Source organism: Planomonospora sp. ID91781, from assembly GCF_015711595.1.
GTDB lineage: Bacteria > Actinomycetota > Actinomycetes > Streptosporangiales > Streptosporangiaceae > Planomonospora > Planomonospora parontospora.
The window spans coordinates 77,328-96,340 of record NZ_JABTEY010000001.1 but is presented as its reverse complement, the minus strand read 5'-3'; the positions used below and the strand labels follow the sequence as shown (position 1 = coordinate 96,340).

Annotated in this window: 17 protein-coding genes; 8 read left to right on the top strand and 9 right to left on the bottom strand. The window is 73.5% G+C overall.

Translation table 11 applies throughout. The features are described from left to right. Positions 1 to 82: 82 nt before the first annotated feature. Positions 83 to 1,057: an SGNH/GDSL hydrolase family protein gene (locus tag HS048_RS00410; protein ID WP_068901144.1), complete on the bottom strand. Its 975-nt coding sequence runs from the start codon at positions 1,055 to 1,057 to the stop codon at positions 83 to 85. Between the two features lie 191 nt (positions 1,058 to 1,248). Between HS048_RS00410 and HS048_RS00405 the strand changes: the two genes are divergently transcribed. Next, positions 1,249 to 2,619, top strand: coding sequence for a cystathionine beta-synthase (locus HS048_RS00405; RefSeq protein ID WP_068901466.1), 1,371 nt, complete (start codon positions 1,249 to 1,251; stop codon positions 2,617 to 2,619). A 169-nt stretch (positions 2,620 to 2,788) separates the two neighbouring features. Here the strand turns inward: HS048_RS00405 and HS048_RS00400 are convergent, their stop codons facing one another. Continuing rightward, the gene (locus HS048_RS00400; protein ID WP_068901146.1) at positions 2,789 to 3,934 is read right to left on the bottom strand and encodes a sensor histidine kinase; all 1,146 of its coding nucleotides are present in this window, start codon (positions 3,932 to 3,934) and stop codon (positions 2,789 to 2,791) included. Positions 3,935 to 4,072: 138 nt separating this feature from the next. Between HS048_RS00400 and HS048_RS00395 the strand changes: the two genes are divergently transcribed. Continuing rightward, entirely contained in the window at positions 4,073 to 4,330 is a 258-nt protein-coding gene (locus tag HS048_RS00395) for a hypothetical protein (RefSeq protein WP_196465783.1), read from the top strand. A 309-nt stretch (positions 4,331 to 4,639) separates the two neighbouring features. Further along, positions 4,640 to 5,779, top strand: coding sequence for a cystathionine gamma-synthase (locus HS048_RS00390; protein ID WP_068901150.1), 1,140 nt, complete (start codon positions 4,640 to 4,642; stop codon positions 5,777 to 5,779). 41 nt (positions 5,780 to 5,820) lie between these two features. Here HS048_RS00390 and HS048_RS00385 read toward each other — a convergent pair whose 3' ends face one another. Further along, on the bottom strand, positions 5,821 to 6,240 hold the full coding sequence (locus tag HS048_RS00385) for a hypothetical protein (protein ID WP_068901151.1): 420 nt from the start codon (positions 6,238 to 6,240) through the stop codon (positions 5,821 to 5,823). 273 nt (positions 6,241 to 6,513) lie between these two features. Between HS048_RS00385 and HS048_RS00380 the strand changes: the two genes are divergently transcribed. Beyond that, positions 6,514 to 6,936: a DUF6292 family protein gene (locus tag HS048_RS00380; protein WP_068901468.1), complete on the top strand. Its 423-nt coding sequence runs from the start codon at positions 6,514 to 6,516 to the stop codon at positions 6,934 to 6,936. A gap of 29 nt (positions 6,937 to 6,965) precedes the next feature. On the opposite strand, the gene HS048_RS00375 is transcribed toward HS048_RS00380, so the two are convergent. From HS048_RS00375 to HS048_RS00365, 3 genes are read right to left on the bottom strand one after another with little or no spacing between them, the layout of a single operon-like run. Further along, positions 6,966 to 8,915 (bottom strand): VWA domain-containing protein, encoded by a 1,950-nt coding sequence (locus tag HS048_RS00375; RefSeq protein WP_196465782.1) that lies wholly within the window; start codon positions 8,913 to 8,915, stop codon positions 6,966 to 6,968. Continuing rightward, positions 8,912 to 9,049: a hypothetical protein gene (locus tag HS048_RS00370; RefSeq protein WP_196465781.1), complete on the bottom strand. Its 138-nt coding sequence runs from the start codon at positions 9,047 to 9,049 to the stop codon at positions 8,912 to 8,914. The genes HS048_RS00375 and HS048_RS00370 overlap by 4 nt, the downstream gene beginning before the upstream one ends. A 41-nt stretch (positions 9,050 to 9,090) precedes the next feature. After that, entirely contained in the window at positions 9,091 to 10,488 is a 1,398-nt protein-coding gene (locus tag HS048_RS00365) for a sigma 54-interacting transcriptional regulator (RefSeq protein ID WP_196465780.1), read from the bottom strand. 187 nt (positions 10,489 to 10,675) lie between these two features. Between HS048_RS00365 and HS048_RS00360 the strand changes: the two genes are divergently transcribed. Both HS048_RS00360 and HS048_RS00355 read left to right on the top strand, forming a co-directional pair. Beyond that, on the top strand, positions 10,676 to 11,875 hold the full coding sequence (locus tag HS048_RS00360; protein ID WP_231647527.1) for an FIST N-terminal domain-containing protein: 1,200 nt from the start codon (positions 10,676 to 10,678) through the stop codon (positions 11,873 to 11,875). After that, on the top strand, positions 11,876 to 13,057 hold the full coding sequence (locus tag HS048_RS00355; RefSeq protein WP_196465779.1) for an ROK family protein: 1,182 nt from the start codon (positions 11,876 to 11,878) through the stop codon (positions 13,055 to 13,057). It abuts the gene before it with no gap. Between the two features lie 144 nt (positions 13,058 to 13,201). Here HS048_RS00355 and HS048_RS00350 read toward each other — a convergent pair whose 3' ends face one another. Beyond that, on the bottom strand, positions 13,202 to 14,083 hold the full coding sequence (locus HS048_RS00350) for a hypothetical protein (RefSeq protein WP_196465778.1): 882 nt from the start codon (positions 14,081 to 14,083) through the stop codon (positions 13,202 to 13,204). 210 nt (positions 14,084 to 14,293) lie between these two features. Here HS048_RS00350 and ilvA point away from each other — a divergent pair, with 210 nt between their 5' ends. Beyond that, positions 14,294 to 15,505 carry a threonine ammonia-lyase gene (gene ilvA, locus HS048_RS00345; RefSeq protein ID WP_196465777.1) on the top strand — a complete coding sequence of 404 codons (1,212 nt, stop codon included), beginning with the start codon at positions 14,294 to 14,296 and terminating at the stop codon, positions 15,503 to 15,505. 108 nt (positions 15,506 to 15,613) lie between these two features. Here the strand turns inward: ilvA and HS048_RS00340 are convergent, their stop codons facing one another. After that, a complete protein-coding gene (locus HS048_RS00340) occupies positions 15,614 to 17,101 on the bottom strand; it encodes a M1 family metallopeptidase (RefSeq protein WP_196465776.1) in 1,488 nt (495 codons plus the stop codon). Positions 17,102 to 17,294: 193 nt separating this feature from the next. Continuing rightward, entirely contained in the window at positions 17,295 to 18,404 is a 1,110-nt protein-coding gene (gene hppD, locus HS048_RS00335) for a 4-hydroxyphenylpyruvate dioxygenase (protein WP_068901164.1), read from the bottom strand. 102 nt (positions 18,405 to 18,506) lie between these two features. On the opposite strand from hppD, the gene HS048_RS00330 reads away from it, so the two are divergent. Continuing rightward, positions 18,507 to 18,986, top strand: a complete 480-nt coding sequence (locus tag HS048_RS00330; protein WP_068901476.1) for an Lrp/AsnC family transcriptional regulator — start codon at positions 18,507 to 18,509, stop codon at positions 18,984 to 18,986. Positions 18,987 to 19,013 lie beyond the last annotated feature (27 nt).

Sequence of the window (19,013 nt, the reverse complement as noted above, 5' to 3'; positions counted from 1 at the left end):
CTGGTTTCGCATGAGACCGGATCACGGGCATCCACTCCAAAGGGGCGAGGCGTCACGACATCGCCGCGGAGGGTGACCGGGCTCAGGCGTCGTGAGGCAGCGGCTCGGACCTCCGGCGGAGCAGGGTCACCCATCGTCCGTGGGGACCCGTGGCTCGACCGGCGACCCGGGTCGCGGACACCTCGGCGCCGGGCTCCTCCGCGGCCTTAGCCGCCGCAAGGTAAACCGACTGACCGCGCACGGGCTGCGGCTCGGGCCACAGCTCCAACGCAGTGCAAACAGACGGTAGCACCGCGTAAGCGACTTGCGTGTAGCCTCGGCGAGATGGGTGGTAACGGTCAGGTCCGAACATTTCGTGGGGGTTTGTCTCGAATTCCTCCCCCAGGAGGTCGGCGAAGGCCACCGTCCGCCCGCCCGCCTCGATGACCGCGACGGTCTGCGCGGCGGCGAGCTGCCGGCTCCAGCGCCTGGTCACCCAGCGCAGCGGCTGCGGGAGCGGCCGGACCGTGCCCAGGTCCGGGCAGGTGCCCACGACCACCTCGGCCCCGGCCTCGCGCAGCCGCCGCACCGCCTTCTGCAGATGCCGTACGGCCTGCGCGGGGAAGGTCTGCGTGGTGACGTCGTTGGCCCCGATGAAGACGACCGCGACCTCCGGGCGCGCCTCCAGCGCCCGGTCCACCTGCTCGCCGAGGTCGGCGGAGGCGGCCCCCGACACGCCGGCCACGGTGAGCCGCACCGGCCGCTCGGCTACGGCGGCCACGCCGCACGCGATGAGCACGCCGGGGGTGTCGGCGGGATCGGTCATGCCCAGGCCGACCGAGGTGGAGTCGCCGAGCATGGCCATCCGGATCGGCTCGCCGCCGAACTCGCCGTAGACCCCGTCCGAGGGCGGCCCCTCCATGCCGTGGGGGCGGCCGACGATCCGCCGGGCCAGCACGCCCTCGGCGAACAGGATGCCGTAGGTGGCCGCCCCGAGCAGGGTCAGGCCGCCGCCTCCCACGGCCGCCGCGGCCGCGATGCGCCGCGCGGCCCGAGCCGCTCCGGGTGTCCAGCTCACGTGTCCGCGCCCTCCTCCGCCGTGGTGCTCCCAGGTGACCGGTGACTTCGTCGTACCCGTGGCGACACTGTGCGTCGCGATGCGACGGTAGCGTTTGAGGTGAAACTAGCCGAGTCCCGGTCACCCCCTGGGATCTTGGCATCCGACAGAACAAGCTGACAAAGCTTCGGTATTTCGAGGTGATCAACGCGATGCGCGTACATGACTCGCTGGTGGAGCTGATGGGCGACACCCCGCTCGTCAGGCTGCACAAGGTGACCGCGGGCCTGCCGGCCCAGGTGCTCGCCAAGGTCGAGTACTTCAACCCCGGCGGCTCGGTGAAGGACCGCATCGCGGTGCGCATGATCGACGCCGCGGAGAAGTCGGGCGCGCTCCGCCCGGGCGGCGTGATCGTGGAGCCCACGTCGGGCAACACCGGCGTCGGCCTGGCCATCGTGGCCCAGCAGCGCGGCTACAGGTGCCTGTTCGTGGTGCCGGACAAGGTCGCCCAGGACAAGATCGCCGTGCTCCGGGCCTACGGGGCCGAGGTCGTCGTCTGCCCGACCGCGGTCTCGCCCGACCACCCCGACTCCTACTACTCGGTCTCCGACCGGCTGGCCAGGGAGGTCCCCAACGCCTGGAAGCCCGACCAGTACTCCAACCCGCAGAACCCCGAGAGCCACTACCACACCACCGGCCCGGAGATCTGGGAGCAGACCGAGGGGCGGATCACCCACTTCGTGGCGGGCGTCGGCACGGGCGGCACGATCAGCGGCACCGGCCGCTACCTCAAGGAGGTCTCCGGCGGCCGCGTGAAGATCATCGGAGCGGACCCCGAGGGATCGGTCTACTCCGGCGGCACCGGCCGGCCGTACCTCGTGGAGGGGGTCGGCGAGGACATCTGGCCGGCCACCTACGACACCACGGTCTGCGACGAGATCATCGCGGTCTCCGACAAGGACTCCTTCGGCATGACCCGCCGCCTGGCCCGTGAGGAGGCCCTGCTGGTGGGCGGCTCCTGCGGCATGGCCACGGTGGCGGCGCTGCGCGTGGCGCAGCAGGCCGGGCCGGACGACGTGGTCGTGGTGCTGCTGCCCGACGGCGGCCGCGGCTACCTGTCCAAGATCTTCAACGACGACTGGATGGCCGACTACGGCTTCCTGACCACCTCCTCGGATGAGGGCCTGGTGCGGGACGTGCTGGTCCGCAAGGGCACCGGCCTGCCGGAGTTCGTGCACACGCACCCGCACGAGTCGGTGGACACCGCCATCGCCATCATGCGGGAGTACGGCGTCTCGCAGCTTCCGGTGATGAAGGAGGAGCCGCCGGTCATGGCCGCCGAGGTGGTCGGCTCGATCGTGGAGCGCGATCTGCTGGACGCCCTCTACCGGGGACGGCTCCGCCCGGACGAGCCGCTGGCCGGGCACATGTCCCCGCCGCTCCCCATGATCGGCGCCGGCGAGCCCGTCTCGCACGCGGTCGAGGCCCTGGAGAAGGCCGACGCCGCCGTGGTCCTCGACGACGGCAAGCCCGTCGGCCTGCTCACCCGCCAGGATCTGCTGGCCTTCCTGGTCACCCACTAGCCCCGGCGAGGGGGCTCCGGCGTCCGGACCGAGCCGCGGCGCGCAGCGCCGCCGTCAGACCGCGAGGGGGCTCCGGTGTCTGGACTGAGGAGCGCGCGCAGCGAAGCGAGCACGCGACGAGGGAAGACACCGGTTACCGGCCCCCGAGCCGCGGCGCGCAGCGCCGCCGTCAGACCGGAAACTCGGCGAACACCTCCCAGGCGCCCTCGGGGGTGGGGCCCGCGTAGAGACGGCCGCCGAGCGCCTCGACGCGCTCGGCCATGCCGACCAGGCCGAAGCCGCCGCCCAGGCGGGAGACCCTGACGTCGGAGGCCGAGGCGTAGTTGCGCACGCGCAGCCGTACGCACCGGTCCACCCGGCGCAGGTCGGCCTCGACCCAGCCGGTGCCGGGGGCGTGGCGGCGGACGTTCGTGAGCGATTCCTGCAGCACGCGGTGGAGGGTGGTCAGCACCTCCGGCGGCAGGGTGTCGTCGGTGATGTCCTGGCTGACCTCGAAGGCCACCCTGGGCCCCCCGTGGGCCGAGAACCGCTCTACGAGCACGCGCATGTCCGCCAGGCGCGTGCCGGGGGTGCGCGCGGCCTCGTCCGCCCGCAGCACGCCGACCAGGCGGCGCATCGAGGTCAGCGCGTCGGCCCCGGCGTTCGCGATCGCGTCGAGCGCGGGGGCCACCGCCTCCGGCTTCGCCTCGGCGACGACCTTGGCCGCCTGTGCCTGGACCACGATCCCGGTGATGTGGTGGGCGACCAGGTCGTGCAGCTCGCGGGCGAGCTCCAGGCGTTCGGCCCGCCGTACCGAGTGCACGGCCTCGCGGCGGCGCTCCATCTGGAAGCGGAGGTAGGCGCCGACGCCGGCGGCCATGGACCAGGCGAAGAAGAGGAGGAAGCCCAGGGCCAGGGAGGGTTCGGACTGACCGATCCGGCCGGCGGAGGACTCCAGCATGAGCATCGCCACCACGGCGAAGATCGCCGCGCTCTTGACCGGCTCGATCCAGCGCAGCCCGCCGACGATGAGGACGAGCAGCGCCCCGGTCTCGGCGAGACCGGGGCCGGCGTCGCCGCCCGGGATCATCGCGGCGGCGACGGTGGCGGCGAACGACAGTCCCAGCAGGACCGCGTAGGGCAGGACACGGCTCCGGCGGCGGCGCCACACCGCGTAGATCCCGTAGGCGCCGCAGCCGAAGGAGAGCAGGTGCTCGGGGTTGTTGCCGCCCACCGCTATCCCGAGGTCCAGCAGGAGCAGCAGCCCGAGCCAGCAGAGCAGGGCGATCTCGCTGAGCCGCCGGATCCAGTAGACAACGCGATGCGATTCCCCCACGGGCGACGAGCCTAATCCGGATGGTTGACCTGACATATCGGCCGTTCGGCCGAATGCCCCCTCGCAGGACCGGCCCTTCAGCGGAGGCGGGGCCCCCGCTCCCCGGCGCATGCTTGAAGCGTCGAAGGGGAGAGGGAAATGACCGTCATCGGGATCGTGTTGCTGGCCGTCGGATTCGTCGTCGCGTTGTGCCTGGCGCTCGCCGATCCCGTCCTGCTCTCGCGCATCAACGGGGAGCCCGCCGAGGGGGCGAGCGGCCGGTACATCCAGGCGCCGCCGATCGCCGTCGTCACCGGGACCACGGCAGGGACCACGGCCGGGACCGCCGCGGCGGGCGCCGAAGTGGTGCCGTTCAGGCCGAGGCGCCCGGACGACCGCGAGCCGCAGGCCGCGTAGCAGACCACCGGACGCTCCGGGAGCACGGCGGTCGGGGGACCGCCGCCCGGAGACCGCCGGCCCGTGTCCTGCCTCTGGAACTCCAGGGAGGCGGGACGCGGGCCGGCTCGCGTTTTCCGGACCGCTGCGGGTACGGACGGGTCCTTCCGCGGTGAGGCGGGCGCGGGCCGGGTTCTTCCGCGGTACGGCGGGCGCGGGCCGGGTTCCCGGCACCGCGGCGTTCGCGGGCCGGGTTCCCTGCGGTGCGGCGGGCGCGTTCGCGGGCCGGGCCGGGTCCTCCGGGCCGCGAGGCGGAGTAGCGTGGCCCGTATGAGTGAAGGATTCGAGACCCTGGCCATCCACGCCGGTCAGGAGGCCGACCCCCAGACCGGGGCCGTCGTGCCGCCCATCTACGCGGTGTCCACCTACAAGCAGGACGGCGTGGGGGGACTGCGCTCCGGATACGAGTACAGCAGGTCGGCCAACCCGACCAGGACCGCCCTGGAGGAGGCGATCGCCGCCGTCGAGGGCGGCACCCGCGGCCTGGCCTTCGCCTCCGGCCTGGCGGCCGAGGACACCCTGCTCCGCACGGTCTGCAGGCCCGGTGACCACGTGATCATCCCGAACGACGCCTACGGCGGCACCTACCGCCTGTTCGCGAAGGTCCACGAGAACTGGGGGCTGCACTACGACCCGGTGCCGCTGGGCGACCTGGCCGCGGTGGCCGCAGCCATCACGCAGAAGACCCGGGTCATCTGGGTGGAGACGCCCACCAACCCGCTGCTCGGCATCGCCGACATCGCCGCCCTGGCGCAGCTGGCGCACGACTGCGGCGCGCTGTTGGTGGTGGACAACACCTTCGCCTCGCCGTACCTCCAGCAGCCGCTGGCGCTGGGCGCGGACGTCGTGGTGCACTCCACCACCAAGTACGTCGGCGGCCACTCCGACGTGGTCGGCGGCGCGCTCGTCGCGCGGGACGCCGAGCTGGGCGAGCGGCTGGCCTACCACCAGAACGCGATGGGCGCGGTGGCCGGGCCGTTCGACGCGTGGCTGACGCTGCGCGGCCTCAAGACGCTCGCGGTGCGGATGGACCGCCACTGCGACAACGCCGAGCGGGTGGTGGACCTCCTGCTGGCGCACCCGCGGGTGACCTCGGTGCTCTACCCGGGCCTGCCCGAGCACCCCGGGCACGAGGTGGCGGCCAAGCAGATGAGGCGCTTCGGCGGCATGATCTCCTTCCGCGTCGCCGGCGGCGAGGCGGAGGCGGTCGAGGTCTGCAACCGGGCCAGGCTGTTCACCCTGGGCGAGTCGCTGGGCGGCGTGGAGTCGCTGATCGAGCATCCGGGCCGGATGACCCACGCCTCCGCCGCGGGCTCGCCGCTGGAGGTCCCCGGCGACCTGGTCCGTCTCTCGGTCGGCATCGAGACGGTCGACGACCTGCTCGCCGACCTCACCCAGGCCCTCGGCTAGCCGACCTCACCCAGGCCTCGGCCGGCCGCATCCTCCCGCGGCTAGGGGTTGCCCCAGACCATCAGCACGAGGACGACCATCCAGATCAGGGTGATCAGCCCGGAGAGGGTGGCGATCCGGCCGGTCTGCACCTTGGCGTCGTCCTGCGGGTCCTCGCTGGTCAGGGCCCGCAGGGCGGCGCGCTGGTCCCGCTCCACGACGACCAGCAGCACGGCGGAGACGATGAAGAGCGTCATGGAGACCGACAGGTACGGCCTGCCGAGATACTCCAGGCCGACCAGCACGCCGAACAGGAAGACGCCGACGGAGGCGACGGCGTAGACGCGCGTCGTCTTGTGCAGGTAGCGCAGGACGTCGACGTTCCGGGCGCGGATGAACCGGGGCGTGGACATGGTCGCGGCGACGACCGGCCCCAGAGTGAAGATCGCGAAACCGATGTGCAGCCAGAGCAGCAGAGTCATACGCCCGACATTAACCTCCGGTGATCCCGTCGGGGCGCGGCTCGTCCGGCCCCCGCGGTCCGGGCGCGCCGTACTCCTCCCGACCGGGCGGGGGAGGGAGCCGGGCCCGCGACGGGGCGGATCATCCCGTTCCCGCCCTGAGCACACCGGCGGAGTGAGTAGGATCACCCCGGAGCCCGTTCCCGCGTGAGGGCCGCCGGCGGTCGAGCCGGGGCCGTGTCCGGGCGGGCGTCGAGATCGAGATCGTGCACAAGGCACAAGGGAGTGCCCGTCGTGGCTGTAAGACATGTCGAGCCGTACACCGACGAATGGCGGCACCAGCCCGTCTCCTATCTCCGGCTGGTCGCCGAGGCGCTGGGCGCCCAGGCCGAGGCGTGGTGGGAGGGTCCGTGCGACCCGCGCGCCGGGACGATCCGGCTGACCGGCGGGGACGCGCTGGTCTGGGACGAGGAGAGCGGCTGGCGCTGGGGCCGGTTCGTCTCCGGCGGGCCCGGCTCCTGCACCGTCCTGGCGGAGTTCCGCTATCTCGGCGGAGGGCTGCTGCTCCGTCCCGAGCGGGTCCCGGCCGCGGTGGCCGAGGCCAGGGCGGGCGTGGGCAACAGTACGGCCTGGCGCCCCTGCTACCGCTCCTACCGGCACTACCGCGACGGCTTCGACCTCGCGCTGGACCACTACGCGGCCTTCGCCGGAGCCTGACCGGCCGCGCGCGCCCGACCGCGCGCCGCCTACCGGGCGCGGCGGGTGCGCAGGAAGTCGCTGACGACGTACTCGCCCAGGCGGTCCGCGCTGGGGGAGAAGACCCGGCCGCCGTTGCGGCGGGCGACCTCGTCCACGAACTCCTTCAGCCGTTCGTCCTCGGCCAGCATGAAGACGTTGAGCGTCGCCCGGCGCCGCGTCATCTTGTCGACCTCGGCGAGCGTCAGCTCCAGGGTCTCGCGGGTGGGCGGCCACTCGAAGGCGTAGGTGCCGTTGCGACGCAGGTGCGAGGTGGGCTCGCCGTCGGTGACCACGAGCACGACCGGTTCGAAGTCGGGGTGGCGGTCCAGGTGGCGGCCCGCGATCAGCAGGGCGTGGTGCAGGTTGGTGCCCTGGACCATGTCCCACTCCAGCCCGGCCAGTTCGTCGGGCTGCAGGACCCTGGCGTAGTTGGAGAAACCGACGATCTGCACCGAGTCCTGCGGGAACTTGGAGCTGACCAGCGCCTGCAGGGCCATCGCGGTCTGCTTGGCGGCCGCCCAGGTGCCGCGCAGGGCCATGGAGTAGGACAGGTCCACCAGCAGGCAGACGGCCGCCGCGGTGCGCCGCTCGGTCTCGGCCACCTCGAAGTCGTCCACCGACAGGGCCACGGCGCCTCCGTGTCCGGGGCCGCGCCGTACGGCGTTGACGACCGTGCGGACCACGTCGATGGGCTGCTCGTCGCCGAACCGCCAGGGCCGGGTGGAGCCGGTGAGCTCTCCGGCCGCGCCCGCGTCGACCTGGTCGTGGTCGCCGCGGCGGCCCGACTCCAGGGAGGCGAAGACGCGGCGCAGGGCGGTCTCGCCGAGGCGGCGGACGGCCTTGGGGGTGAGCTCCAGCCTGCCGCGCCGGCGTTGCAGGTAGCCCTGCTGCTCCAGCTCGCGCTCGATCTGCCGGAGCGCCCGCAGGTCGTCGACCGCCGAACGGCCGAGCGCGCGCCGGATCGCCGCCTCGTCGACGTCGTCCAGCCGGGCGCCGGGGTAGTCCTGGCGGAGCGCGGCCTCCAGCTGGGTCAGGTCGGCGAGCTCGTCCAGCGCGGTCACCGCGTCGGCCATGCCCAGCGGCTCGTCGCCGCCGAGCCGCTCCGGGGTGTTCCAGGCCAGGTCGGGGCGGCGGGACTGGAGCGACTCGCCCAGGCGGCGCATCTGGTCGGCCAGCCCGGCCTGCTCCAGGGTCTGGTTGATCAGGCCCGCGAGCTCCTCCCGCTGGGCCGGGGTGAGCGAGGCCAGCAGGCGCTGGGTCGCGGCGGCCCGGCGGGCGAGGGCGTCGACCAGCTCCTCCAGGTTGCGCGGCGACTCGGGGAACATGTCCCCGTATTTCGACATGAAGTCGTCGAAGTCGCCCTGGGTGTGCTCGCCCCGCGCGTCCCGGTCGAGCATGTCGTTCAGCGCGGTCATCATCTCGCGGACCCGTTCCAGCGCGGCCGGGTCGGGGTCGGCCAGCGCCTGCCGCATGCCCCGGAACTGGCTGTCGAGCACCTCCCTGCGGAGCAGGTCGCGCAGTTCCTCGAAGGTCCGCCGGGCCGCGGCGGAGCGCCAGTCGTAGGAGCCCAGCGACTGGATCGCGCCCGCCGGGTCGTCCGGCACGCCGTCCAGCACCGACTCGCGGAACCGGGCGTCGTCGGACGGGTCGGGGAACAGTTCCGCCCGCTCCTGGCCGATCGCCTTGTCCAGCAGCGCCCTGGCCCGCTCCAGCGTCCCGTCCAGCCGCCCGCGCTCGCGCAGCTCGCGGCGGCGCCGGCGCACCTCCCGGAGCAGGTCGTCCAGGCCGCGCCGGTTCTCCGCGCCGGGCAGGCCCTGCTTGAGCAGGTCGCGCAGGGCGTGGCCGGGGTTGGAGCCGGACAGGATGGCGTCGCCCATCTGGTCCAGCGCGGCGCGCACGTCGTACGGCGGGGCGAGCGGGTCGGGCCCGTCCCGGTATTCGCCGTAGCGGTAGCTCATCGCCCGCCCCCGGCCCGGCGGTGCGGCGAGGGCGAAGCGGAGGGCAGGGTGGAGGGCAGGGTGGAGGGCAGGGCGGAGGGCAGGGTGGAGGGCAGGGTCGAGAACAGAGCGGAGAGCAGGGAACGGTCGGGCATGGCGGTCTCCTCGGTCTTCCTGGAGTGCGGCACGGGCACCGCTAGGTGCGGTAGACCGTGGTGCCGTCCACCTCGTCCTTGGACAGCCGGCGCAGGAGGTAGAGACCCTCCAGGGCGAACTCCAGGGCGGCCGCGGCGTGGCCGGGGGACTCGTCGCCGATGCCGAGCCGGGACATGATCCTGGCCAGGCCGTTCACCGGGCCGATCCGCTGCAGCAGCTCGGCGGCGGGCACCAGGGGACCGGACTCCACCTGGACGCCCTCGGAGAAGCGCTCCAGCAGCGCCGACAGGTCCGCGCCGCCGAGCGTGCCGCGGAACGTCTCGGCGACGGCCCTGCGGAGCAGGTGGGAGAGGACCTCGATCTCCCGGCCCTCCTCGCTGACCTCGAACTCCACCTTGCCCCGGAGGGTGTGCACGATGTCCGGCAGGTCGGCGACCCGGGCCACCGCGCGCTCCTCACCGGTCAGCGCGGCCCGCCGCAGCGCGGAGGCGGCGGCGGTCTCGGCGGCGGCGATGGAGAAGCGGGCCGAGACGCCGGAGCGGGAGTCCACCGCGGTGGACTCGCGGACCAGCCGGGTGAAGCGGGCGATCACCTCGACCAGGTGGCCGGGGAGGTCGGCCCCCACGTGGTCGAGCGCCGCCTCCTGCCGGATGAGCGCCAGCTCGTCCTCGACGGAGGACGGGTAGTGGGTGCGGATCTCCGCGCCGAAGCGGTCCTTCAGCGGGGTGATGATCCGGCCGCGGTTGGTGTAGTCCTCGGGGTTGGCACTGGCGATCAGCAGGATGTCCAGGGGCAGGCGGAGGTTGTATCCCCGGACCTGGATGTCGCGCTCCTCCAGCACGTTGAGCAGCGACACCTGGATCCGCTCGGCCAGGTCGGGCAGCTCGTTGACGGAGAAGACGCCCCGGTTGCTCCGCGGCACCAGGCCGTAGTGCACGGTCTCCGGATCGCCGAGCGTGCGCCCTTCGGCGATCTTGATGGGGTCGACGTCGCCGATGAGGTCGCCGACGGAGGTGTCGGGGGTGGCGAGCTTCTCGCCGTAGCGCTCGTCGCGGTGCCGCCAGGAGACCGCGAGCTCCTCGCCCTCGGACTCCGCCAGGCGGCGGCAGCGGACGCAGGAGGGCGTGTAGGGGTGGTCGTTGATCTCGCAGCCGTCGACGACCGGGGTCCACTCGTCGAGCAGTCCGGTGACGGTGCGGATGAGCCGGGTCTTGCCCTGGCCGCGCTCGCCGAGCAGGACCAGGTCGTGACCGGCGAGCAGGGCCCGCTCCAGATGGGGCAGGACCGTGTCGTCGAAGCCCACGATGCCGGGGAACCGCGTCTGGCCGGCCCGGAGCCGGGCCAGGAGGTTCTCGCGGATCTCCGCCTTCACCGTGCGATGGATATGGCCGCTCTCGCGAAGCTCGCGCAGAGTCCGTGGCTCTGGAATGTGAGGCACGGGACCGAGACTACGTCTCCTGAGCCGAAACCGGCAGTCTCATCCTGATTGCGAGTCTCCCGCATTGCCTGGCGGCGGACGCGCGTGCCCGCCCTCCCAGTGGGGAGAATCGCTCCAGGGAAGCCGGGGCGGTCCGGAGAGGACTCCGGGCGGGAAGGCTTCGCACACAATGAGGGAGGCGAGACGAGTGGCGCTGTTGACGAGCCGCTTCGCCGACGGTCTCGCCGTGGGCTCCGACCTGGTCGCGGCGGCGGAATCCGCGGTGAACCAGGCTCTGCGCGGCCTGGACAAGCCGCCGGACCTGGTCTGTTTCTTCGTCTGCGGTGACGACCCCGACGACGTCTCGCGCGCGGGGCTGCGCGCGATGAGCATGGTCCCCGGCGCCGCGGTGGTCGGCTGCAGCTCCACCGGGGTGATCGGCGACGGGCAGGGGGTGGAGATCACCCCGGCGGTGAGCGCCTGGGCCGCCGTCCTCGACGGGGCCAGGCTGACGACCTTCGCGCTGGACAGCCTCCGCACGGAGGAGCAGTTCGTCGTGGTCGGCCTGCCGGAGCGCGTCCCGGACGACCGGGTGGCGATCATGTTCGCCGATCCCTACAGCTTCCCGACGGACGGTTTCGTCGAGCGCTCGGGGGAGGTCCTCGGCGGCCTCCCGCTGATCGGCGGCCTGGCCAACTCGCTGCAGGGCCGGGGCGCGGTGCGGTTGTTCGCCGACGGCAAGGTCTACACCGAGGGGGCCGTCGGGGTGCTGCTCGGCGGCGAGGTCAACGTCGGCACCGTGGTCAGCCAGGGCTGCCGCCCGATCGGCCCGTCCATGGCTGTCACCGGGACGGAGGACAACCTCCTGCTCGAACTCGCCGGGCAGCCCGCCCTGGCCCGGCTGGAGGAGATCGTCAGCGCGCTGGACGAGGACGACCGCGACCTGGTCGCCGCCGGGCTGCAGATCGGCATCGCCATCGACGAGTACGCCGAGCGGCACGAGCGCGGCGACTTCCTGATCCGGGGCGTGCTCGGCATCGACCCCGACCGCGAGGCCGTGGCCATCGGGGACGTCGTGGACATCGGCCGCACCGTCCGGTTTCAGGTGCGTGACGCGGCGACCGCCGACGAGGACCTCTACGAGCTGCTCGACGCGCACCGCGAGGAGTTCGGCAGGGTGGAGGGCGCGCTGCTGTTCGCGTGCAACGGGCGGGGCTCGGCCATGTTCGGCAGCGCCGATCACGACACGACGGCGGTCAGCGACATCCTGGGGCCCGTCGGGGTGGCCGGGTTCTTCTCGGCGGGGGAGATCGGCCCGGTCGGGGGCCAGAACCACGTGCACGGGTTCACCGCGAGCCTGCTGGTCTTCTCCTCCCGCCCGCCCTCCGGCCAGCCGTATGATCGCTGAATGCCGCGATCAGTGCTTGCCGTCGACATCGGCGGGACGAAGTTCGCCGCCGCGCTGGTCGGCTCCGAGGGAGACGTCCGGGCGGCGGAGCGGGTCGCGACCCCGCCCGGCGGTGACGCCGAGACCCTGTGGAAGGCGCTCGACGCGCTGATCGGCGCCGTCGCGGGCGACACCCCGGTCGACGGGGTGGGGATCGGCTGCGGCGGCCCGATGACCTGGCCCGACGGGGCCGTCTCACCGCTCAACATGCCCGGCTGGCGGGCCTTCCCGCTCCGCGACCGGCTGGCCGCCCGCTTCCCCGGCGTCCCGGTCCGCATCCACAACGACGCCGTCTGCGTGGCCGCCGCCGAGCACTGGCGGGGGGCGGGCCGGGGCAGCGCCAACATGCTCGGCATGGTCGTGTCCACGGGCGTGGGCGGCGGGCTGATCCTCGGCGACCGGCTGATCGACGGCGGCAGCGGCAACGCCGGGCACATCGGGCACGTCGTGGTCGACCCGGACGGACCGGCCTGCGAGTGCGGCGGACGCGGCTGCCTGGAGGCCGTCGCCCGGGGCCCGGGCCTGGCGGCCTGGGCCCTGGAACAGGGCTGGGTCCCGGGCAGGGCTTCCGGCGCCCCGGAGTCCGGTACGGCGGGCCCTACCGGTACGGCGGGCCCCACGGGTACGGCGGGCCCCACGGGTACGGCGGACCCCGCGGGTGGGGTGGGAGCGGCAGGAGCGGGCGGAGCCGCGAAGCCGGCCGGGGCCGAGGAGTCCGCGGGGGCCGCCGGGGCCGAGGAGTCCGCGAAGGCCGAGGAGTCCGCGGGGATCCGGTCCCCCGGCGCGGCGGGTCCGGCCTATGTGGAGGCCACGGCGGCCAGCGGGCGGCGGCTCGCGCTCGACGCCGCCGCGGGCGACGCGATCGCCCTGGCCGCCATGGAGCGGGCCGGGCGGGCGGTGGGCCTGGCCGTGGCCTCCGCCACCCACCTGTGCGACCTCGACGTCGTCACCATCGGCGGAGGCCTGTCCCAGGCCGGGCGGCTGCTGTTCGACCCGCTGGAGGAGACCCTCCGGGCGCACGTCCGGCTGGACTTCGCCCGGCGCGTGCGCGTCGTCCCGGCCGCCCTCGGCCAGGACGCCGGACTCGTCGGCGCCGCCGCCCTCGTCCTGGCCGCCGACCGCTACTGGTCGCCCCGCGGCTGAGACCCGCGGGCAGCGGGACCACCGGTCACCCCGCGACCGAGGGCGATGCGCCGGCCGGGAGCGGCACCCGGGCCGGCGATGACACGGACGAGCGGGGCGGCACCCGGGCCGGCGATGACGCCGCCGACCGGGGCGGCACCCCGGTCAGCGACGCATCGCCCGCCAGGCGGTGTAGTGGTGGACCGCGATGCCGGCGAAGGCGGGATACGCCCGCGCGATCGCGTCGACCTCGGCCAGGGCGGCGGTCATGCGCGCGGCGCCCTCCTCGTGGAAGGTGCAGTGGGGGCAGTCGGCCAGCGGGGAGGTCTCGGCGGCCAGCCGTGCCGGCCGGCCGGCGCGGCCCGCGCGGGCGAGCATGTCGGAGCCGACGGCCGTCAGCGAGTTGGGCCCGCTGACGGTGTCGCGGTAGCTCATCACGGTGACCGCGTCCACCCGCGCCAGCACCGCGTCGGCCAGCGTGGTGCGCGGACCGGCGGGGATCGTGCCGTACCAGAACGGGACGTCGGCCTCCAGCGGGCGCCGGTCGTCGGCCTGCAGCAGCTGCAGCATCCGCAGCAGGCCCGCGACCAGCGCGGGCTGGTCGGCCTGCCAGCCCGGCAGCACGTACGGCTCCACGTCGACGTGGCTGCCCGCGAACAACCCGGTGCCCAGGACGGCCCGCTGCCAGGCCCGCGCCGCCGCGTGGTCCAGAGCCCACCGCGGATCCCCGCCGAGGGCGGTCAGGCGGATCCGCGCCGTGTCCGCGCTGCGCTTCAGCTCCCGCAGCCGGGCCAGCCGGGAGGCGTCGGAGGGCAGCCGCGCGTCGGCGTGGACGAAGACCTCCTTCACGCCGCGGGCCCGCGCCCAGGCCAGCACGTCGGCCGGCCGTACCGCGCCGACGTCCCACAGCCACATCGCCCGGGTCCCCGCCGCGGCGGGCTTCAGCCGGGACGAGGCCGAGGCGGGCACGGGGAGGAGCGTGCCGAGCAGCAGTGCGACGGTGAGGAGGACCCACCCGGGCCGCACCGCGCCCGAAGCGTCTCTCATCGGGACCACTCCTTTCGGGATCCCGGCGGAGGACGGACCGGGTGACCCGCCCATCGGGCCCGGGGCGTGCGAACTGAGGGTTTCTCCGTGTGGCCTGCACCTCACCGGCAACCTTCCGCGACCCGGCGCGGCAACCGCCCGGACGGCACGGGGCGCGACGGGAATCCCGCGCACCTCGCCGCGCCGGTGCGGGATGAGAGGATGGCCGCCATGTCGTCAGCACCGCAGGTGACCTTCGAGGACGTGCTCGCCGCCCGGGAGCTCCTGACCGACGTCGCGCTGCGGACCCCGGTGGTGCACTCGCGGGTGCTGTCCGACCTGCTCGGCGGGCCCGTCCACCTCAAGTGCGAGAACCTCCAGCGCTCGGGTTCGTTCAAGGTGCGCGGCGCCTACGTCAGGATCGCCCGGCTGGGCCCCGGGGAGCTGCGGCGGGGCGTGGTGGCGGCCAGCGCGGGCAACCACGCCCAGGGGGTGGCGCTCGGCGCGGGGCTCCTGGGGACGGAGGCGACGGTCTACATGCCGGAGGGGGCGCCGCTGCCCAAGGTGGCCGCGACCCGCTCCTACGGCGCCGAGGTGGTCTTCGCCGGGCACGGCGTGGACACCGCGCTGGCCGGCGCGCGGGAGCACGCCGAGCGGACCGGCGCGGTGTTCATCCACCCCTTCGACCACCCCGACGTCGTCGCCGGGCAGGGCACCATCGGGCTGGAGATCCTGGAGCAGCTCCCGGAGACCGGCACGATCGCGGTCTCCGTCGGCGGCGGCGGGCTCGCCGCCGGGGTCGCGCTGGCGGCCAAGTCGCTCCGGCCGGGCGTGCGGGTCGTCGGCGTGCAGGCCGAGCGGGCCGCCGCCTACCCGGCCTCGCTCGCGGCGGGGCGCCCCGTCACGGTGCGGCCCGCCACCACGATGGCCGACGGCATCGCGGTGGGGCAGCCGGGGGAGCTGCCCTTCGAGCTGATCCACTACCTGGTGGACAGCGTCGTCACGGTCACCGAGCAGGAGATCTCCCGGGCCCTGGTGCTCTGCCTGGAGCGCGCCAAGCAGGTGGTCGAGCCCGCCGGGGCGGCCGGGGTGGCGGCGGTCATGGCGCATCCGGAGGTCTTCGAGCCTCCCGTGACGGTCGTGCTCTCCGGCGGGAACATCGATCCGCTGCTGCTGGTGAAGGTGCTCCGGCACGGCCTGGCCGCGGCGGGCCGCTACCTGACGCTGCGCCTTTCGCTGCCCGACCGGCCGGGCACGCTGGCGGTGCTGATGGCCGAGGTGGCGGCGCTGCGCGCCAACGTGCTGGACATCGCGCACGAGCGGGTCGGCGTCAACCTGGGCGAGGTCGAGGTCCAGCTCCAGCTGGAGACCAGGGGACCCGACCACGCCGAGGAGGTGCTGGGCTCCCTCAGGAAGCAGGGCTACCGGATCGTCTCCGCCTGACCCGCCCGCGCCGGGCCGTCCCGGCCGGTGCGCCGTACGGCAGGCGCCTGCCGTACGGCGCACCGGCCGGGACGTGCGGCCCGCCGTACGGCGCGCATGCGCGGGTGCTCAGGCGGCGGGCTTGCTCTCCTGGAACAGCCAGGCGTCGAAGAGCGCGTCGAGCTCCTTCCCGGAGATCTTCTCCGCCAGCGCGGTGAACTCCTCCGTGGTGACGTATCCGTACCGGTGCTCGCGGTTCCAGGTCTTCAGCAGCTCGAAGAAGTCCCGGTCGCCGATCTTCCTCCGCAGGGCGTGCAGCGTCATGCCGCCCCGGGTGTAGACCGAGTCGTTGAACAGGTCGTCGGGCCTGGCGCGGCCGGGGGCGTACTTCCAGATGGCGTCCCCGGCGGGCGCCGCGTAGTGCAGGCGGAAGGTCTGCTCGGCGGTGGCGTCGCCCTGGTGCTCCTCCCAGAGCCACTCGGCGTAGGTGGCGAAGCCCTCGTTGAGCCAGAGGTCCTTCCACCGCTTGATGCTGAGGCTGTTGCCGAACCACTGGTGGGCCAGCTCGTGGGCGATGATGCCCTCGCCCGGGGAGAAGCCGCCGTACATGGGCTTGGTCTGGTTCTCCAGGGCGTAACCGGCGGAGAAGTCGTCCACCACGCCGCCGGTCGAGGAGAACGGGTAGGGGCCGAAGACCGTGGCCCAGTAGTCGGTGATCTTCCCGGACAGGGTGTAGAGCTTGTCCAGCGAGCCGCGGAAGCGCGGGTCCACGGCGGCCAGGTTCTTGATGCCCGAGGCGGTCTTCCCCTCCCGCAGGGTGAACTTCCCCAGCGTCATGGTGGCCAGGTAGGTCACCATCGGGTGGTCCTCCCGCCAGGAGTAGGTCGTCTTCCCGCCGCGGGTCACCGGCTCGCCGGTGAGCTCGCCGTTGGCCAGCGCGGTGATCCCCTCCGGGACGGTGATCTCGAACTCGTAGAGCGCCTTGTCCGCCGGGTGGTCGTTGCCGGGGAACCAGGTCTTGGCGCCGTTGGGCTCGCAGGTGACGAAGGCGCCGTCCCGGGTGGGGATGAAGCCGTAGGTGCCGAGGTTGGACGAGCCGGTGACGGGCTTGGGCTCCCCGGCGTAGGCGACCTCGACGGTGAAGTCGGCCCCCTCGGGGAGGGGCCGGCCGGGGATCACGGTGAGCTCGGTCCCGGACCGCTCGAACGCGGCGGCCCGGCCGTCCACGGTGACCCGGCCGACGGTGAAGCCGGACAGGTCCAGGTTGAAGCGGGTCAGCTCCTGCGTGGCCTTCGCCCGGATCCCGGCGGTGCCGGACAGGTGCCGGGTGGCGGGGTCGTAGCCGAGGACGAGGCGGTAGCGGGCGACGTCGTAGCCGCCGTTGCCGTCGGAGGGGAAGTCGGGGTCGCCGATCCCGGGCGCGCCGGCCCCGGGCGGGAGGGCGCCGGTCCCGTCCGGCTGCGGGGCGGTGGCGCCGGACGGCACGGTCCTGCCGGCGGCGGGCGAGGAGGAGCCGCCGTCCCCGCCGGGGGAGGAGCAGGCGGCCGTGCCGGTGGTCGTGCAGAGCAGCACGGCGGCCGCCGCGAGGGCCCGCCTGCGTGACGTCGTCGACGCCATGGTCTGGATGTCCCCCTTCCGGCCCGGACCGTGCCGGGGCGCGTTCGCAGACTACGCGAGCGGCCCCGGCCAGGTCAGGCCATCCGGGGAGCCGGGTCCGGCGCCCTCCCGGTCCGGCCCGTCCGGCCCGTCCGGCCCTCCCGGACCGCGGGCCGGCCGGGTGGACGGACCGGGAGGGCCGGGCGGCCGGGCTTCAGAGGTTGCCGCGGCGCTCCTGCTCGCGCTCGATGGCCTCGAACAGCGCCTTGAAGTTGCCCTTGCCGAAGCCGAGGGAGCCGTGCCGCTCGATGAGCTCGAAGAACACCGTCGGGCGGTCCTGCACCGGCTTGGTGAAGATCTGCAGCAGGTAGCCGTCCTCGTCGCGGTCGACCAGGATCTTCCGCTTCTTCAGCTCCTCGATCGGCGCGCGGACCTCGCCGATGCGGGCGCGCAGCTCCGGGTCGTCGTAGTAGGAGTCGGGCGTGTCCAGGAACTGCACCCCGGCCGCGCGCATGTGGTCGACCGTGGTCAGGATGTCGTTGGTGGCCAGCGCGATGTGCTGCACGCCGGGGCCGCCGTAGAACTCGAGGTACTCGTCGATCTGGGACTTCTTCTTGGCGACCGCCGGCTCGTTGAGCGGGAACTTCACCTTGCGGGTGCCGTCCGCGACGACCTTGGACATCAGCGCCGAGTACTCGGTGGCGATGTCGTCGCCGATGAACTCGGCCATGTTGGTGAAGCCCATGACCCGCTTGTAGAACTCCACCCACTCGTCCATCCGGCCGAGCTCCACGTTGCCGACGCAGTGGTCGACGGCCTGGAACAGGCGGCCGTTCCTGACGTCCGGCGGGGCGACGAGCGGCTCGGCCGCGACGTAGCCGGGCAGGTACGGCCCGCTGTAGTTGGAGCGGTCGACCAGGGTGTGCCGGGTCTCGCCGTAGGTGGCGATCGCGGCCATGACCACCTTGCCGTGCTCGTCCTCCAGCGTGTACGGCTCGGCCAGCCCGCGCGCGCCCTGGGCGAGCGCGTGGGTGTAGGCGGCCTCCACGTCGGGGACCTCGATGGCCAGGTCGATCACACCGTCGCTGTGCTCGGCCACGTGCCGGGCCAGGTCGGTGCCCGGCCGCAGGGAGCCCCGCAGCTCGAAGCGGGCGCTGCCGGAGGTGAGGACGTAGGCCACCTCGTCGCGGCTGCCGTTCTCCGGGCCGCGGTAGGCCACGAGCCGCATGCCGAACGCGGTGGAGTAGTAGTGGGCGGCCTGCTTGGCGTTGCCGACCGCGAAGACCACGGCGTCCATGCCGTTCACAGGAAAGATGTCGCTCATGCGGATACTGTCGGTTTCAGTGGTCTTCCTGCGCAAGAGTTACTTATTCTGGTGGACAATCTGCACAGTTACCGGCCGGTCAGCGAGGAGTGGTTGTACATCATGACGATCGACGAGCTCGACGCCCGGCTCATCAACCTGCTGGCGGCCGAGCCCCGGCTCGGCGTCCTGGAGTGCTCGCGCCGGCTCGGGGTGGCGCGGGGGACCGTCCAGGCCCGCCTCGACCGCCTGATCGCCCGGGGTGTGATCACCGGGTTCGGCCCCGACGTCGATCCCGCCGCGCTCGGTTACGACGTGACCGCGTTCGTCACGCTGCAGATCCGCCAGGTCAGCGGGCACGACCCGGTCGCGGTCCAGCTCGCGGCCATCCCGCAGGTGCTGGAGGTGCACACGATCACCGGGGGCGACGACATGCACTGCCGGGTGGTGGCGCGCAGCAACGCCGACCTGCAGCGGGTGATCGACCGGATCGTCGACGTCCAGGGCGTGGTCAGGACCTCCTCGGTGATCGCCTTGGACACTCCTGTGCCCTATCGGGTGATGCCTTTGGTGTCAGACGTCCCCCACCGGGCAGAGAGCTAGCCGTACCATCCCAAGAGGGAATCAGGC

What these genes read in the sequence shown, in the direction of transcription:
- HS048_RS00405 (WP_068901466.1), top strand. Translation starts at nt 1,249, where the DNA reads ATGCGCGTACATGACTCGCTGGTGGAGCTGATGGGCGACACCCCGCTC.
- HS048_RS00395 (WP_196465783.1), top strand. Translation starts at nt 4,073, where the DNA reads ATGACCGTCATCGGGATCGTGTTGCTGGCCGTCGGATTCGTCGTCGCG.
- HS048_RS00390 (WP_068901150.1), top strand. Translation starts at nt 4,640, where the DNA reads ATGAGTGAAGGATTCGAGACCCTGGCCATCCACGCCGGTCAGGAGGCC.
- HS048_RS00385 (WP_068901151.1), bottom strand. Translation starts at nt 6,240, where the DNA reads ATGACTCTGCTGCTCTGGCTGCACATCGGTTTCGCGATCTTCACTCTG.
- HS048_RS00375 (WP_196465782.1), bottom strand. Translation starts at nt 8,915, where the DNA reads ATGAGCTACCGCTACGGCGAATACCGGGACGGGCCCGACCCGCTCGCC.
- HS048_RS00370 (WP_196465781.1), bottom strand. Translation starts at nt 9,049, where the DNA reads ATGCCCGACCGTTCCCTGCTCTCCGCTCTGTTCTCGACCCTGCCCTCC.
- HS048_RS00355 (WP_196465779.1), top strand. Translation starts at nt 11,876, where the DNA reads ATGCCGCGATCAGTGCTTGCCGTCGACATCGGCGGGACGAAGTTCGCC.
- HS048_RS00350 (WP_196465778.1), bottom strand. Translation starts at nt 14,083, where the DNA reads ATGAGAGACGCTTCGGGCGCGGTGCGGCCCGGGTGGGTCCTCCTCACC.
- ilvA (WP_196465777.1), top strand. Translation starts at nt 14,294, where the DNA reads ATGTCGTCAGCACCGCAGGTGACCTTCGAGGACGTGCTCGCCGCCCGG.
- HS048_RS00340 (WP_196465776.1), bottom strand. Translation starts at nt 17,101, where the DNA reads ATGGCGTCGACGACGTCACGCAGGCGGGCCCTCGCGGCGGCCGCCGTG.
- hppD (WP_068901164.1), bottom strand. Translation starts at nt 18,404, where the DNA reads ATGAGCGACATCTTTCCTGTGAACGGCATGGACGCCGTGGTCTTCGCG.
- HS048_RS00330 (WP_068901476.1), top strand. Translation starts at nt 18,507, where the DNA reads ATGACGATCGACGAGCTCGACGCCCGGCTCATCAACCTGCTGGCGGCC.